General features: G+C 69.5%; 13 protein-coding genes and 1 riboswitch. Of the genes, 4 read left to right on the forward strand and 9 right to left on the reverse strand.

The features are described from left to right. Positions 1–28 precede the first annotated feature (28 nt). The 7 genes from thrC to ACIRON_RS22375 form a co-directional block, all read right to left on the reverse strand. Positions 29–1,300, reverse strand: a complete 1,272-nt coding sequence (gene thrC / locus ACIRON_RS22345; RefSeq protein ID WP_402995598.1) for a threonine synthase — start codon at positions 1,298–1,300, stop codon at positions 29–31. A gap of 11 nt (positions 1,301–1,311) precedes the next feature. Next, positions 1,312–1,450, reverse strand: a riboswitch (SAM riboswitch). Positions 1,451–1,530: 80 nt separating this feature from the next. Next, positions 1,531–2,442, reverse strand: a complete 912-nt coding sequence (locus ACIRON_RS22350; RefSeq protein WP_402995600.1) for a GlxA family transcriptional regulator — start codon at positions 2,440–2,442, stop codon at positions 1,531–1,533. Beyond that, complete coding sequence (locus ACIRON_RS22355) at positions 2,439–2,990, reverse strand: isochorismatase family protein (RefSeq protein WP_402995602.1); 552 nt, start codon at positions 2,988–2,990, stop codon at positions 2,439–2,441. The genes ACIRON_RS22350 and ACIRON_RS22355 overlap by 4 nt, the downstream gene beginning before the upstream one ends. Before the next feature lie 68 nt (positions 2,991–3,058). Continuing rightward, a complete protein-coding gene (gene lon, locus ACIRON_RS22360; RefSeq protein WP_402995604.1) occupies positions 3,059–5,383 on the reverse strand; it encodes an endopeptidase La in 2,325 nt (774 codons plus the stop codon). 99 nt (positions 5,384–5,482) lie between these two features. Beyond that, positions 5,483–6,337, reverse strand: a complete 855-nt coding sequence (gene otsB, locus ACIRON_RS22365; protein ID WP_402995606.1) for a trehalose-phosphatase — start codon at positions 6,335–6,337, stop codon at positions 5,483–5,485. A 92-nt stretch (positions 6,338–6,429) separates the two neighbouring features. Beyond that, entirely contained in the window at positions 6,430–6,948 is a 519-nt protein-coding gene (locus ACIRON_RS22370; protein WP_402995608.1) for a LytR C-terminal domain-containing protein, read from the reverse strand. After that, complete coding sequence (locus ACIRON_RS22375; protein ID WP_091046051.1) at positions 6,949–7,245, reverse strand: DUF3263 domain-containing protein; 297 nt, start codon at positions 7,243–7,245, stop codon at positions 6,949–6,951. A 155-nt stretch (positions 7,246–7,400) separates the two neighbouring features. On the opposite strand from ACIRON_RS22375, the gene ACIRON_RS22380 reads away from it, so the two are divergent. Both ACIRON_RS22380 and ACIRON_RS22385 read left to right on the forward strand, forming a co-directional pair. Beyond that, on the forward strand, positions 7,401–8,843 hold the full coding sequence (locus tag ACIRON_RS22380) for a trehalose-6-phosphate synthase (RefSeq protein WP_402995913.1): 1,443 nt from the start codon (positions 7,401–7,403) through the stop codon (positions 8,841–8,843). Positions 8,844–8,870: 27 nt separating this feature from the next. Continuing rightward, on the forward strand, positions 8,871–9,893 hold the full coding sequence (locus ACIRON_RS22385) for a Gfo/Idh/MocA family protein (protein ID WP_402995610.1): 1,023 nt from the start codon (positions 8,871–8,873) through the stop codon (positions 9,891–9,893). 110 nt (positions 9,894–10,003) lie between these two features. Here ACIRON_RS22385 and ACIRON_RS22390 read toward each other — a convergent pair whose 3' ends face one another. Together ACIRON_RS22390 and ACIRON_RS22395 are read right to left on the reverse strand one after the other, a co-directional pair. Beyond that, complete coding sequence (locus tag ACIRON_RS22390; protein ID WP_402995612.1) at positions 10,004–11,554, reverse strand: FMN-binding glutamate synthase family protein; 1,551 nt, start codon at positions 11,552–11,554, stop codon at positions 10,004–10,006. A gap of 64 nt (positions 11,555–11,618) precedes the next feature. After that, positions 11,619–12,617 carry an LLM class F420-dependent oxidoreductase gene (locus ACIRON_RS22395; RefSeq protein WP_402995614.1) on the reverse strand — a complete coding sequence of 333 codons (999 nt, stop codon included), beginning with the start codon at positions 12,615–12,617 and terminating at the stop codon, positions 11,619–11,621. A gap of 76 nt (positions 12,618–12,693) precedes the next feature. Between ACIRON_RS22395 and ACIRON_RS22400 the strand changes: the two genes are divergently transcribed. Together ACIRON_RS22400 and ACIRON_RS22405 are read left to right on the forward strand one after the other, a co-directional pair. Further along, complete coding sequence (locus ACIRON_RS22400) at positions 12,694–13,383, forward strand: uracil-DNA glycosylase (protein WP_402995616.1); 690 nt, start codon at positions 12,694–12,696, stop codon at positions 13,381–13,383. A 35-nt stretch (positions 13,384–13,418) separates the two neighbouring features. After that, positions 13,419–13,979, forward strand: coding sequence for a hypothetical protein (locus tag ACIRON_RS22405; protein WP_402995618.1), 561 nt, complete (start codon positions 13,419–13,421; stop codon positions 13,977–13,979). Positions 13,980–13,985 lie beyond the last annotated feature (6 nt).

Below are 13,985 nucleotides of genomic sequence, written 5' to 3' on the forward strand. Positions count from 1 at the left end.
GTCTGCATACCTTGCCGAAGGAACAGCCCTAAGCCTGGGAGAGCCCGGCGTCCTCGAAGGCGTCGTAGTTGGGGGCGATGGTGGCGCGGGGGCCGACGATGCCGCTGATCGCGTCGAGCGTCTTGAGGCCGTGGCCGGTGTTGATGATCACCGTCTCCAGGCTCGGGTCGAGGGCGCCGGTCTCGACGAGCTTCTTGGTGACCGCGAGGGTGGTGCCGCCGGCGGTCTCGGTGAAGATGCCCTCGGTGCGGGCCAGGAGCACGATCGCGGCGCGGATCTCGTCATCGGTGACCTCCTCGACGGCGCCGCCGGAGGAGCGGGTGGCGTCGAGGACGTAGATGCCGTCGGCGGGGTTGCCGATGGCCAGCGACTTGGCGATCGTGTCGGGCTTGACCGGGCGGATGGCGTCGACGCCGGCCTTGAACGCGGTCGCGACCGGGTTGCATCCGGTCGCCTGGGCGCCGAAGATCCGGTAGGGCTTCTCCTCGACCAGACCGAGCTTGATCAGCTCCTTGAAGGCCTTGTCGACCTTGGTCAGCTGGGATCCGGAGGCCACCGGGATGACGATCTGGTCGGGCAGGCGCCAGCCGAGCTGCTCGGCGATCTCGTAGCCGAGGGTCTTGGAGCCCTCGGCGTAGAAGGGACGTACGTTGACGTTCACGAACGCCCAGCCGTCCTCTTCCGCGGCGATCTCCTGGGCGAGCTTGTTGACGTCGTCGTAGTTGCCGTCGACGGCGATCAGGTTGTCGGTGAAGACGGCGGAGTTGACCTGCTTGGGCTGCTCGAGGTTGCTCGGGATGAAGACCGCGGTCGGGATGCCGGCCCGCGCGCCCGCCGCCGCCACCGCGTTGGCCAGGTTGCCGGTGCTCGGGCAGGCGAAGACCTTGGCGTCGAGCTCGCGGGCGGCACTCAGCGCGCAGGCGACCACGCGGTCCTTGAAGGAGTTGGTCGGGTTGGTCGAGTCGTCCTTCACCCAGATCTTCTCGATGCCGAGCTCCTTGGCGAGGTTCTTCGCGTCCAGGAGCCGGGTGAAGCCGGGCTCGGTGTTGGGGCTCTGCTCGATGTCGTCGGGCACCGGCAGCAGCGCCTTGTAGCGCCAGATGTTGCGGGGTCCGTCCTCGATCTCCTCGCGGGTCACGGCCGGGAAGTCATAGGCCACCTCCAGTGGCCCGAAACACTCCGGACAGGCGTAATGCGGTCCGAGCTCGACCTGGTTGCCGCACTCCCGGCACGACAGGGCCGAGGCGTTGCCGAACGCACCCTCGCGCAGGGCCTTCTTCTCCGTGGTCACAGCGCTCATGAGAAACCTCCTCCTCATCTTCCCCGATCACGTCTCTCGCGCCGGGCCGGAATTAGCACCTGCTCCGCTACCCGCCCTGGCATGGGAGGAGGCTCGCGGTCGGTTGCCGGGACTTCACTGGGCCGTTCCCTCAGTCCCTCTCGATGAGCAGTAGCGATCGTACGGCAGGTATCAACCGCCAAACACACCCGGGTTCCACTCCGCGGACCATGCGTCCACGATATGGACAGTCAGCGGGCACGGAGACGCCGCAGCATGCGGGCGTCATCGAACCCCACCGCACGGGCGGCCGTCTCCATGGTGGTGCCCGCGGCGAGCAGGTGGTCGGCGCGCTCGCGGCGAAGAGCCTGCTGGTAGCGGAGCGGCGTGAGACCCGTCGCGCTCACGAAGGCGCGGGTCAGGGTGCGCTCGCTCACGCCCGCCCCCTCGGCGAGGCCGGCGAGCGGGAGCGGCTCGGCGAACCGGGCGTCGATGACGTCCTGCACGTGGTGGACGGTGTCGTCGAGATGGTTCCGGTGGCGCAGCAGGACGCTCTCCTGCGGCTGGTCGCCGTTGCGCCGCGCGTAGACGACCATGTCGCGGGCCACCCGGGCCGCCAGCGCCGGTCCGTGGCGCATCGCGAGGAGATGAAGGCTCAGGTCGATGCCGCTGGCGATACCGGCCGAAGTCACGATCCGGTCATCGCTGGTGAAGAGTACGTCGCGCACCACCCGGGCCATCGGATAGCGCCGGGACAGCGCGTCCTGGAGGTCGTGATGGGTGGTACAGCGGCGTCCGTCGAGGAGACCTGCCTGGCCAAGGGCGTCAGCGCCGGCGCAGACGCTCGCCACCTCGCCCCCGGCCGCATGGTGGGCGCGCAGCCGCTCGGCGGTCTCGCGGCTGAGCCGGGGCCCGGCGACGAGGTCGTACGCCGCCCGCCAGCCCGGCACCAGGAGCAGGTCGCCGGGGTCGAGATCGGGCCACTCGCCGCGGGCCGCTAGAGGCAGCCCCTGTGCCGAGAGCACCTCCCCCGGCTCGGCACCCGCGACGTAGACGAGGTCGTAGGGGTGCCCCAGGTTGCCCGCGGTGTGGAAGGCCTGTGCCGGCCCGGCGAGGTCGAGCAGATGTACGCCGGGCAGCAGCACGAACACGACGGCGCTCATGCCACAGATGCTGTCACGGCCTCCAAGTCGGCGATGGTCGTGATCTCGGCGAACCGGCCGCTGAGCACGAGTTTCGTACGCTCGACGACCTCTTCGGCCGACAGCCCGCCCAGCGGCTCGGTGGTGACCGCGTCGGCGACATAGGTGACCCGGTAGCCGAGGTCGGACCCGACCCGGGCGGTGGTCTCGACGCACTGCTCGGCGCGGATCCCGGACACCAGGAGCTCGGTGATCCCGTGCTCGGTCAGGATCTGCTGCAGGTTGGTCGTGGTGAAGGCATTGTGGGAGGTCTTGCGGACCTCGACCTCGCCCGGCTTCGGGCCACTGAGCCCGTCGAGGTAGCGCACGTGACCGGTGGCCGGGTCGAAGGCGTTGCCGCTGCCGGGCTCGGTGTGCAGCACCCAGACGACCAGGTCGCCCGCGGCGCGCGCGAGGCTCAACAGCCTCTCGGCCCGCTCGGCGATGTCGGGGTGAAGGGTCTGCTCCCACTTGTCCAGCTGACGGAAGGATTCCTGGATGTCGATGACGAGAAGGGCTCGGTTGCTCATGTGTCCAGTGTGCGAGCTGCCCGCTCGATGCACGAGGCATCAAGCGGGCAGCAACCGGAACGATCCGGTCAGGCAGCGACCACAGGGGTCTCGTTGGTGGCCTCCCCCTCGGCGGGAGCCAGGGCGCCGCGTACGACATCCCGGACATCGCTGACCAGGTTGATCTTCAGCGCCTGCTTCACCTCATCGGGCACCTCGTCCAGGTCGGGCTCGTTGCGCTGCGGCACGAAGACCTCGGTCAGACCGGCTCGCTGAGCGGCGAGCAGCTTCTGCTTGAGGCCACCGATGGGCAGCACCCGGCCGGAGAGCGAGACCTCACCGGTCATCCCGACCTCGCCGCGCACCGGGCGACCGGTTGCGAGCGAGGTGAGCGCGGTGACCATGGTGATGCCGGCGCTCGGACCGTCCTTGGGCACCGCACCGGCCGGCACGTGGACGTGCAGCGAGCGGTCCAGCACCGCCGGGTCCACACCCAGCTCGGCCGCGTGCGAGCGGACGAAGGAGAGCGCGATCTGCGCGGACTCCTTCATCACCTCGCCGAGCTGGCCGGTGATGTTCAGGCCGGTCTGCCCGTCGGCCGCGGACGCCTCGATGAAGAGGACGTCCCCGCCCAGGCCGGTGACGGCCAGTCCGGTGGCGACACCCAGGACCGACGTACGCTCTGCCGACTCCGGCGTGAACCGTGGCCGTCCGACGAGGTCCTTGAGGTTGTCCAGGTCGACATCGACGTGCTCGGTCCCGGTGGCCAAACGTGTCGCCGCCTTGCGCAGCGCCTTGGCGAGGAGCCGCTCGAGCTGGCGTACACCCGCCTCGCGGGTGTAGTTGGCGGCCAGCTCACGCAGGGCGTCGTCGGAGACCGTGACCTCCTCCGCTGTCACCGCGGCGCGCTCGAGCTGCCGAGGCAGCAGGAAGTCGCGGGCGATGGCGACCTTGTCGTCCTCGGTGTAGCCGTCGATCGTGACCAGCTCCATCCGGTCCAGCAGTGCGCTCGGGATCTGCTCCACGACGTTGGCCGTCGCGATGAACAGGACGTCGGAGAGGTCCAGGTCGAGCTCGAGGTAGTGGTCGCGGAAGGTGTGGTTCTGCGCCGGGTCGAGCACCTCCAGCAGCGCCGCGGCAGGATCGCCCCGGTAGTCGGAGCCGACCTTGTCGACCTCGTCGAGGAGCACGACCGGGTTCATCGAACCGGCCTCCTTGATGGCCCGCACGATCCGGCCCGGGAGCGCGCCGACGTAGGTGCGCCGGTGGCCGCGGATCTCGGCCTCGTCGCGGACGCCGCCCAGCGCGACCCGGACGAACTTCCGCCCGAGCGAACGCGCGACGGACTCACCCAGCGAGGTCTTGCCGACTCCCGGCGGACCGGCGAGCAGCACCACGGCGCCCGAGCCACGGCCACCGATGACCTGCAGGCCGCGCTCGGCACGTCGGGTCCGCACCGCCAGGTACTCCACGATCCGGTCCTTGACCTCCTCGAGGCCGTGGTGGTCGGCGTCGAGGACCTCGCGAGCCGCGGTCACGTCGGTCGAGTCCTCCGTGACCACGCCCCACGGCAGCTCCAGCACCGTGTCCAGCCAGGTCCGGATCCACGCGGTCTCCGGGTTCTGCTCGGAACCACGCTCGAGCTTGTCGACCTCGCGCAGCGCGGCCTCGCGTACGGCTTCGGGCAGGTCGGCTGCCTCGACCCGGGCCCGGTAGTCGTCGGACCCCTCGGGCTCGCCTTCGCCGAGCTCCTTGCGGATCGCGGCGAGCTGCTGGCGCAGCAGGAACTCCCGCTGCGTCTTCTCCATGCCCTCGCGTACGTCCTCGGCGATCTTGTCGGTGACCTCGGACTCCGCGATGTTGTCCTTGGCCCAGGCGATCACCTTCTCCAGCCGCTCCTCGACCGAGGGCGTCTCCAGCAGCTCACGCTTGGCCTCGTCGTCGAGGTAGGGCGCGTAGCCGGCGGTGTCGGCGATCTCGGACGGCTCGGTGAGCCGGTTGACCTGGTCGATGACCGGCCAGGCCTCGCGTCGCTGCAGCACCGCGACCACCAGCCGCTTGTACTCCTCGGCCAGCTCCTTCGCGTGCTCCGTCGTGGTCTCCTCGGCCGTCTCGACCTCGACCCACAGCGCGGCACCGGGTCCGGTCACGCCGGAGCCGATCTTCGCGCGGCCGACGGCCCGCAGCACCGCCGCGGGCTCACCGCCCCGGAACCGGCCGACACGCTCGATCGTGGCCACGGCACCGTACGTCGCATACCGGTCCCCGAGCCGCGGCGCGACCAGCAGCCGGCTCTCCGAGCCGGCCCGAGCGGCGTCGATCGCAGCCTGCGCGGCCTCGTCGAGCTCGATCGGCACGACCATCCCCGGCAGGACCACGGCATCCGAGACGAACAGCACAGGAAGCTTGTCCATTGCGGACCCTCCTAGAAAAGTTGAGTGATACCCGCTCAACTTCCGGGAGCAACCGGATGTTCCCTCCGGTTATCGTGTTCGCTGTCAGCGGACGCCGTTCTACCCCTGGCGCGCGTCGTCGGTCAGCTCACGCAGCAGCTCCAGCACACCGTCCGGCCCAGCCACCTCGACGTCGGCCAGCCCGGCGAGCGGACCCCTGTCGGGTCCGGCGTGGGAGTAGACGAGCAGCGTCGGCGACCCGGTCGTCTTTCCCCAGGCGCGGACCGCCTCGAACGCCTCGATGTCTCCCAGGTCGTCGCCGCCGAACAGGATCGCGCCGGGCGAGACCTCCTCGACCAGCGTGGAGATCGCGTGGCCCTTGTGCGTGCCAGGAGCACGCACCTCGATGACCTGCTTGCCGGGCTCGATGACGAGCCCGTGCTCGGCGGCCAGCGAAGTCAGTGGCGGGAGCAGGCGCGCGGCGAGGCCGTCCGGGTCGGGGAACCGGCGGGTGTGGACGCCGATGGCGAGACCCTTCTCCTCGATATAGGCGTCCTGCGCCTCATGAGCGGAGAGGACCTCCGGCAGCGCCGCCTCGAAGGCGGCCAGCCCCTCGGGCGGCGGCGGGCCGACGACGACCCGGTCGGCGCCGCTCCAGCGCTCGTTGCCGTACTGCCCGAACACGTACAGCTCCTTGCCCAGCTCCGCCAACGCGTCGGCGATCGCGGCCAGCCCGCCCAGCTCGACGACCTGTCCGGCCGGTCGGCCGGTGACGATGGCCAGCGCCTTGACCCGGGACGCGAGCGAGATCAGGACCTCCGCCGCGTCCGGATGGATCCGAGCCGAAGCCGGGTCCTCCACGATCGGGGAGAGCGTCCCGTCGAAGTCCAGACCGACGAGGGTCTCGGCGGCAGCAGCCGCGATCGCGGCGTACTTCTGCTCTCCTGCGGTGCCATCAGGCAGAGGTTCGGCCATGCCTCAACTGTGACACGGCAACCACCGTCGAGCCGACCGGGACCACAGGCCCGTGCGGCAGATCACACACCGTCGAGAACGACCGGAAACGCTCAGAGACCACCGGTCAGAACCACCGTCAACCGGTCGCCCTTCATCGAGCCTTCGACCGACACATGGGTGCGTTTGATACCGAGGTCATCGGCGAGCTGCTGGCCCTCGCGCTTCATCTCGGGCGGGTAGTAGACGGTGTTCTCCGGGACGGAGCCCATCCAGTTGTCCTCGCCGACGACGTTCCAGCCGACCGTGGTCGCCTTCGCCGCGACGTCGCCGGCAAGGCCGCCGATGTTGGACTGGTTGTAGACCTCGACGCTGACCTTGGCCCGGTCGACGGGCGAGGGCTCCGCCTTGGCCGGCTTCTTCTCCTCGGTCTTGGCCGGCTTCGGCGAGGCCGATGCCGATGCCGAGGGGCTGCCGCCGGCCTGGGCGATCTTCCCGCCCCCGTCATCGGAGCCCCCGGTGACCCAGAAGACGACCACCGCGGCAACGACAGCCACCACGCTCAGCGCGATGACGGGTGTGGGGAGCGCAACGCCACGCTCACCCTTCGAAGGACGTACGCAGCCGGTCATTCAGACCTCGAAACCGAGCCGTCTCGCCGAGCGCTGACGCTGCCGGGCCGCGCGGAGCCGTCGCAGGCGGCGTACCAGCAGGGGGTCGGCCTCGAGGGCCTCCGGCTTGTCGATGAGAGCGTTGAGCACCTGGTAGTAACGGGTGGCGGACATGTTGAACGCCTCGCGCACGGCGGCTTCCTTGGCGCCGGCGTACTTCCACCACTGACGCTCGAAGTCGAGGATCTGCTTGTCACGCTCGCTGAGGCTCGCGGGGTCCTCGCCTGGGCCTGTGACCTGCACGTTGACAGCGCTCATTCCTCGTCCCCCGGTGTCGTCTGCATCTGACCACACCCTAACGCGCCGAACTACACCGCTGTGGTTCACCCTGTCGGCGTGTTACTCGACAGGTATTCGGGTCGGGGCCGGAAGTCACTGGTGGAACGACACCGCGCCGAACCTGGCCCCGGTCCATTAGAGTCGGAGATGTGCAGGCTGACCTGGTAATCGTGGCCAATCGGCTTCCCGTCGATCGAGTGGAGATGCCGGACGGCACGAAAGCGTGGCGACGCTCCCCCGGAGGCCTGGTCAGCGCCCTCGAACCCGTCCTGCGTGCCAACGACGGCGTCTGGATCGGCTGGCCCGGCGGCACCGACGAGGACCTCGAGCCGTTCGAGGACGACGGGCTCCACCTGCTGCCGATGACGATGACCGCCGAGGACATCCAGGAGCACTACGAGGGCTTCTCCAACGGCACCCTGTGGCCGCTCTACCACGACGTCGTGGCCAAGCCGGAGTTCCACCGCGAGTGGTGGGACGGCTACCAGCGCGTCAACCAGCGGTTCGCCGAGAAGTGCGCCGAGGTCGCCGCCAAGGGCGCGACCGTCTGGGTCCAGGACTACCAGCTCCAGCTGGTCCCGCAGATGCTGCGCGAGCTCCGCCCCGACCTGCGCATCGGCTTCTACCTGCACATCCCGTTCCCTCCGGCCGAGCTCTTCCAGCAGGTCCCGTGGCGCCGCCAGCTCCTCGAGGGCCTCCTCGGCGCCGACCTCGTCGGCTTCCAGCTCCCCCAGGCGGCCCAGAACTTCGTCCGCCTGGTGCGTCAGCGCGTCGGCCACAAGACCCATCGTGACCTGGTCTATCTCCCCGACGGGCGCACCGTGCACGCGGCCGCCTTCCCGATCTCGATCGACTTCGTCGGCTTCGACGAGATGGCCCACGACGAGGGCGTCAACCAGCGTGCCAAGGAGATCCGCGAGCAGCTCGGCGACCCGAAGAAGATCTTTCTCGGCGTCGACCGGCTCGACTACACCAAGGGCATCTACGCCAGGCTGCGCGCCTTCGGCGAGATGCTCCGCGACACCGAGCTCGACGTCGAGGACGTCATCTTCGTCCAGGTGGCGGTGCCGTCTCGCGAACGCGTCGAGCAGTACCGCAAGCTCCGCGACGACATCGACCGCCTCGTCGGCCGCCTCAACGGCGATCTCGGCCGCATCGGCCGTCCGGCCATCTCCTACCTCCACACGAGCCTCCCCCGCGCGGAGATGGCCGCGCTCTACCGCGCCGCCGACATCATGGTCGTCACCCCCTACCGCGACGGCATGAACCTGGTCGCGAAGGAGTACGTCGCCTGCCGCTACGAGGACGACGGCGCCCTCGTGCTCTCCGAGTTCGCCGGCGCGGCCGAGGAGCTGCGCCAGGCCTGGCTCGTGAACCCCTACGACATCAACGGGATGAAGGCCGCGCTGCTCGAGGCCTACGAGGCCGAGCCGAAGGAGCTCACCCGCCGGATGAAGGCGATGCGCAAGCAGGTCGCGGCCAAGGACGTACGCCACTGGGCCGACACCTTCCTCGAGGAGCTCGCCGCCGTGGAGGGCAGCCACACCAAGAACGTGCTCCCGCCCAACGCCCACTAGGCCCTCCCAGGTGGCTAGAGTCGAGGCGTGACCACCAACTCTGACCCGATCAGGTGGGGAATTCTCGGCACCGGCCGGATCGCCCACTCCCTAGCCACCGACCTGATGCTCGTCCCCGACGGTCGCCTCGTGGCCGTCGGCTCACGCAGCAAGGAGTCCGCGGACACGTTCGCGAAGGAGTACGAGACACACGGCCCGGTCCGCACGCATGGCGCCTATGAGGAGCTGGCCGCCGACGAGGACGTCGACGTCGTCTACATCGCCTCCCCCCACTCCCACCACCTCGAGCACGCCACCCTCGTGCTCAACGCCGGCAAGCACGTGCTGTGCGAGAAGGCGCTGACCCTCAACGCCGCCGACTCGCAGACGATGGTCGACCTGGCCACCTCCAAGAAGCTGTTCCTCATGGAGGCCATGTGGATGGCGACCAACCCGGTCATCCGGCGCCTCGTCGCCGACGTGAAGTCGGGCCGCTTCGGGGTCCCCCGTCACGTACACGCCGAGCTCGGCTTCGTCGCCGACCCCGAGCAGAACCAGCGCCTCCTCGACCCCGCGCTCGGCGCCAGCGCGCTGCTCGACATGGGCATCTACCCGCTCACCTTCGCCCACCTGCTCTTCGGCGAGGCCCGCGCGCTGACCGCTCAGGCCAACCTCGGCGAGGGTGCCGACGGCGCCACCTTCGACCTCGACCTGGTGATGACCGGGAAGTACGCCGGCGACGAGCTCTCCACCATGGTCTCCTCGGTCACCTCCTACTCCTCACGCTCGGCGGCCATCGCCACCGACCAGGGCCGCATCGAGCTGACCGACTTCCACCACCCGTCCTCGGCGGTCTTCAAGCCCGCCAACGGTGACGAGCCCGTCGAGATCGTCGGCGACGAGCCCGTCATCGGCGCTGCGTACGGCAACGAGATCGTCGAGGTGCAGCGCTGCCTGCGCGAGGGGCTCCTGGAGTCCCCGCTGGTGCCCCACAGCCAGACGCTCAGCCTGATGCGCCAGATGGACATGATCCGCGAGTCCATCGGCGCCCGCTACTCCAACGAGGCCTGAGAGGTCACCCCCGCCGGCCGAGGCGTCAGCGGCGTCGGTCGAGTCGGCACCGGGCGCCGTCTCGGCCGACGCGAGTGACGTCTCGGCCGACGTACCTGACGCCTCGGCGCTCAGGCGGTGGTCGGCTTCTCGTTGAAGGTGCGGTGCGGTTGCACGACGGCGAGAAGATCGCGGGCCACATCGGGGCCGAGAGCGCCCCAGTGGTCCTTGTAGCCGTAGACGCCGGCGAGAGTGCGTGACTCGTAGTCGCCGTTCATGACCTCGATGTCATGCGGGGTGATCAGGCCGGGGTGGGCGACACCGACGGCGGCGGAGACCTTCGTCAGCTCCCTGCGCAGGGTCCTGAGATAGCTGGCACAGCGATCGCCCTTGTCCAGCGGGTCGAGGCCGCCGGAGAGCCACTTGCTCTGCGTCGCGACACCGGTCGGACAGGTGTCGTCGTGGCACTTCTGGGCCTGGATGCAGCCGATCGACATCATCGCCTCGCGGCCGACGTTGATCATGTCGGCGCCGAGCGCGAAGGCGACGGCGGCGTTCTCCGGAAGGCCGAGCTTCGCCGACCCGATGAAGGTGACCGAGTCGGTCAGGCCGAGCTCGGCGAACGTGCCGTAGACCCGCGAGAAGCCGATCCGGTACGGCATCGCGACCGCGTCGGAGAAGATCAGCGGCGCGGCACCGGTGCCACCCTCGCCGCCGTCGACGGTGATGAAGTCGACGCCACGCTCCCCCGACCGCATCTGGCCGGCGAGCTCCTGCCAGAACTCCATCTCACCGACCGCCGACTTGATGCCGACCGGCACCCCGGTCTCGGCGGCGATCATCTCGACGAAGTCGAGCATCGAGTCGACGTCGTGGAAGGCGGAGTGCCGAGACGGCGAGGCACAGTCCTTGCCGAGCTCGATGCCGCGGATCTCGGCGATCTCCGGGGTCACCTTGGCCGCCGGCAGCAGTCCACCGAGACCGGGCTTGGCGCCCTGCGAGAGCTTGATCTCGATCGCCTTGACCGGCGCGGTGGCGACCCGCTCCTTGAGCCGATCGATCGAGAAGGTGCCGTCGGCGTTCCGGCACCCGAAGTAGGCGGTGCCGACCTGCATCACCAGATCCGCGCCGCCTTCCAGGTGGTAGGGCGAGATGCCGCCCTCGCCGGTGTTGTGCATCGCCCCGGCCCGGCGTGCACCCAGGTTGAGCGCCTTGATCGCCGGCCCGGACAGCGACCCGAACGACATCGCCGAGATGTTGACGATCGACTCCGGCCGGAACGCCTTCGCGCGCCCGCGCGGCGCTCCGAGCACCTTCGCCGACGGGAGCTTGGCGGCCGGGTCGTGGTCGTCGGGCAGGGAGTCGGCGAACGTACGGTGCTTGATGTGGATGTGGCCCTGGGTGTGCTCGATGTCGTTGTCGGTGCCGAAGCCGAAGTAGTTGTTCTGCTCCTTGGCCGAGGCGTAGACCCAGCGCCGCTGGTCGCGGCTGAAGGGCCGCTCCTCATCGTTGTCAGCGACGATGTACTGCCGCAGCTCCGGCCCGATCTTCTCCATCAGGTAACGCGCGTGTCCGATCACCGGGAAGTTCCGCAGGATCGCGTGCTTGCGCTGGCTCAGGTCACGCGCGGCGACCACGCCGGCGGCAACTGCCACTCCCCCGAGGAGGGTCGTCATCTTCATGTACGTCTTCCTACCGGGCAGTCATCTCGTTGTAAACGTCCGCGACGGTGTCGCCGGGCGTCGCTCAGGCGAACTCGGGGATGACCTTCGACTCGAAGAGCTCGAGGGAGGAGCGGTCGTAGGCGGCGTCGGCGAAGTAGCCGATGGCGTACGTCATCCCGAGCTCTTCCACGACCTTGAGCTTCTCCACGGCCTGGTCCGGGGTGCCGACCAGGGAGGTCGGTCCCTCGACGGCGCCGTTGACGACCTCGGCCGCCTTGGCCGCGCCCAGGTGCGGCACCAGCCGCGCCTCCCAGGCCTTGACCTTCTCGGCGACCTCGGCGTCGTTCTCCCCGAGCAGCACGTTGAAGTTCGACGAGCGGGTGATCTCCGCGAAGTCGCGACCGAGGCTCTCGCAGTGGCCGCGCAGGATGTCGGACTTCGCCTTGAAGGTCTCCGGGTCACCGAGGAAGTTGGTGTAGTCGGCGTACTGCGCCGCGATCTTGAGGGTCACCTTCTCGCCGCCGCCGGCGATCCACAGCGGGATGCCGGAACGCCCCTGCTGGAGCGGCAGCGGCTGACAGATGGCGCCGTCGACCTGGTAGTACTTCCCGTCCAGCGACGAGACACCCTTGGTCCAGGCCTGCTGGAAGATCTGGACGCCCTCACGGAGCATCCCGAGGCGGTCACGCGCCGCGGGGAAGCCGTAGCCGTAGGCCCGCCACTCGTGCTCGTACCAGCCCGCGCCGATGCCCATCTCGACCCGGCCGCCACTGATGTGGTCGGCGGTGGCGGCGACCTTCGCCAGGTAGGCCGGGTTGCGGTAGGACATGCACGAGCACATCTGCCCGAGGCGCACCCGCGACGTCACCGCGCCCATACCGGCCATCAGCGACCAGGCCTCGTGGGTCGCCTGGTCGGAGGGCTCGGGTGTGGTGTGGAAGTGGTCGTAGACCCAGATGCTCTCCCAGGGCCCGGAGTCGGCGTGGATCGCCAGGTTCTTCATCGTCGTCCACTGGTCCGCCGGGTCGATCCCGACGAGGTCGAAGCGCCATCCCTGCGGGACGAAGAAACCGAACTTCATGTCTACTCCTTGGTGAGTCCAACCTGAGTGCCACGGACAACCTATCCGCCGGTGCCAGCCGATACCCTCATCATTTATGAGCGCACTCGCCGGACTCGTGGACAAGGGCCTGATGGCTGCCGACTGGGCCGAGGCGCTGGCGCCGGCCGAGCCGCAGATCGAGCAGATGGGCCGCTTCCTGCGCGACGAGCTGGCGGCCAGGCGTCCCTATCTTCCCGACGGCGACCGCATCTTCAACGCCTTCCGGCGACCGCTCCGGGACGTACGCGTCCTGATCGTCGGCCAGGACCCCTACCCGACCATCGGACACCCGATCGGGCTCAGCTTCGCGGTCGAGAAGGACGTACGTCCCCTGCCGGCGTCGCTGAAGAACATCTACGCCGAGCTGACCACCGACCTCGACCTGAAGGTGCCCGAGCACGGCGACCTCTCGACCTGGGCCGACCGCGGGGTGATGCTGCTCAACACCTCGCTGACGGTGCGCCCCGGGGCTCCCGCATCCCACTCGAAGAAGGGCTGGGAGGACGTCACCGGGCGGGCGATCGACGTTCTCGGCCGTCGCGGCGGACCGCTGGTGGCGATCCTGTGGGGCAGGCACGCGCAGAATCTCGAGCCGCGGCTCAACGGGGTGCCCGCGATCAAGTCCGTCCACCCCTCGCCGCTCTCCGCACGCCGGGGGTTCTTCGGATCCCGGCCGTTCTCCCGCGCCAACGCCCTCCTGGTCGAGCAGGGCGGTTCCCCGGTCGACTGGTCCCTTCCCGATTAGGATCGGCCTCATCGGCACGGTGAAACGGGGGTCAGGTGGGCGAGAACGCGACCGGACCGGCGCTGGCGGTCTCACGCCGGCTCAAGATCGGCGGCACCATCGTCGTCGTCCTGCTGGCGACCTGGGCCGCGGTGCTCGGCGGCCGGATCCTGCTGGAGCGGGCCGGGCCTCCGGAGTTCCCCGCGACCGACGTACGCGACTGGGCGACCTTCGCCGACCACCTCGTCCTGGGCACCCCCGACCCTGACGACACCGACCGGCTCGAGGTCACGACCATCCTGTGGAGCCGGCAGGGAGCCCATCAGATCGGCCGCGGGATCGATCTCGACGCCGATATGACCGAGGGCGAGGCGTACGCCGTTCCGGTGGCCTGGCTCGAGGACGGCGGTGGACGCTGGGTCGCGCTGGCGGCCGAGGCGGTGCTTCCCCTCGACGGCGGGCGGATCACCGGGGGTGGCGGCACCTGGGCGGCCGACCACGCCGGGGAGTCTCCCCGCAGGCTCGCCACCGAGCTCTACGAGACCGGACCGCATCCGGCCGCCGTCCCCTACCTCTATGAGAGTCTCGAGCAACGGCTCGCCGCTGTGGAGCGGTAGGTAAGA

Source organism: Nocardioides sp. NPDC101246 (genome assembly GCF_044767415.1).
Taxonomy (GTDB): Bacteria; Actinomycetota; Actinomycetes; order Propionibacteriales; family Nocardioidaceae; genus Nocardioides.

What these genes read in the sequence shown, in the direction of transcription:
- ACIRON_RS22390 (WP_402995612.1), bottom strand. Translation starts at nt 11,554, where the DNA reads ATGAAGATGACGACCCTCCTCGGGGGAGTGGCAGTTGCCGCCGGCGTG.
- thrC (WP_402995598.1), bottom strand. Translation starts at nt 1,300, where the DNA reads ATGAGCGCTGTGACCACGGAGAAGAAGGCCCTGCGCGAGGGTGCGTTC.
- ACIRON_RS22350 (WP_402995600.1), bottom strand. Translation starts at nt 2,442, where the DNA reads ATGAGCGCCGTCGTGTTCGTGCTGCTGCCCGGCGTACATCTGCTCGAC.
- ACIRON_RS22375 (WP_091046051.1), bottom strand. Translation starts at nt 7,245, where the DNA reads ATGAGCGCTGTCAACGTGCAGGTCACAGGCCCAGGCGAGGACCCCGCG.
- lon (WP_402995604.1), bottom strand. Translation starts at nt 5,383, where the DNA reads ATGGACAAGCTTCCTGTGCTGTTCGTCTCGGATGCCGTGGTCCTGCCG.
- ACIRON_RS22400 (WP_402995616.1), top strand. Translation starts at nt 12,694, where the DNA reads ATGAGCGCACTCGCCGGACTCGTGGACAAGGGCCTGATGGCTGCCGAC.
- otsB (WP_402995606.1), bottom strand. Translation starts at nt 6,337, where the DNA reads ATGGCCGAACCTCTGCCTGATGGCACCGCAGGAGAGCAGAAGTACGCC.
- ACIRON_RS22395 (WP_402995614.1), bottom strand. Translation starts at nt 12,617, where the DNA reads ATGAAGTTCGGTTTCTTCGTCCCGCAGGGATGGCGCTTCGACCTCGTC.
- ACIRON_RS22370 (WP_402995608.1), bottom strand. Translation starts at nt 6,948, where the DNA reads ATGACCGGCTGCGTACGTCCTTCGAAGGGTGAGCGTGGCGTTGCGCTC.
- ACIRON_RS22355 (WP_402995602.1), bottom strand. Translation starts at nt 2,990, where the DNA reads ATGAGCAACCGAGCCCTTCTCGTCATCGACATCCAGGAATCCTTCCGT.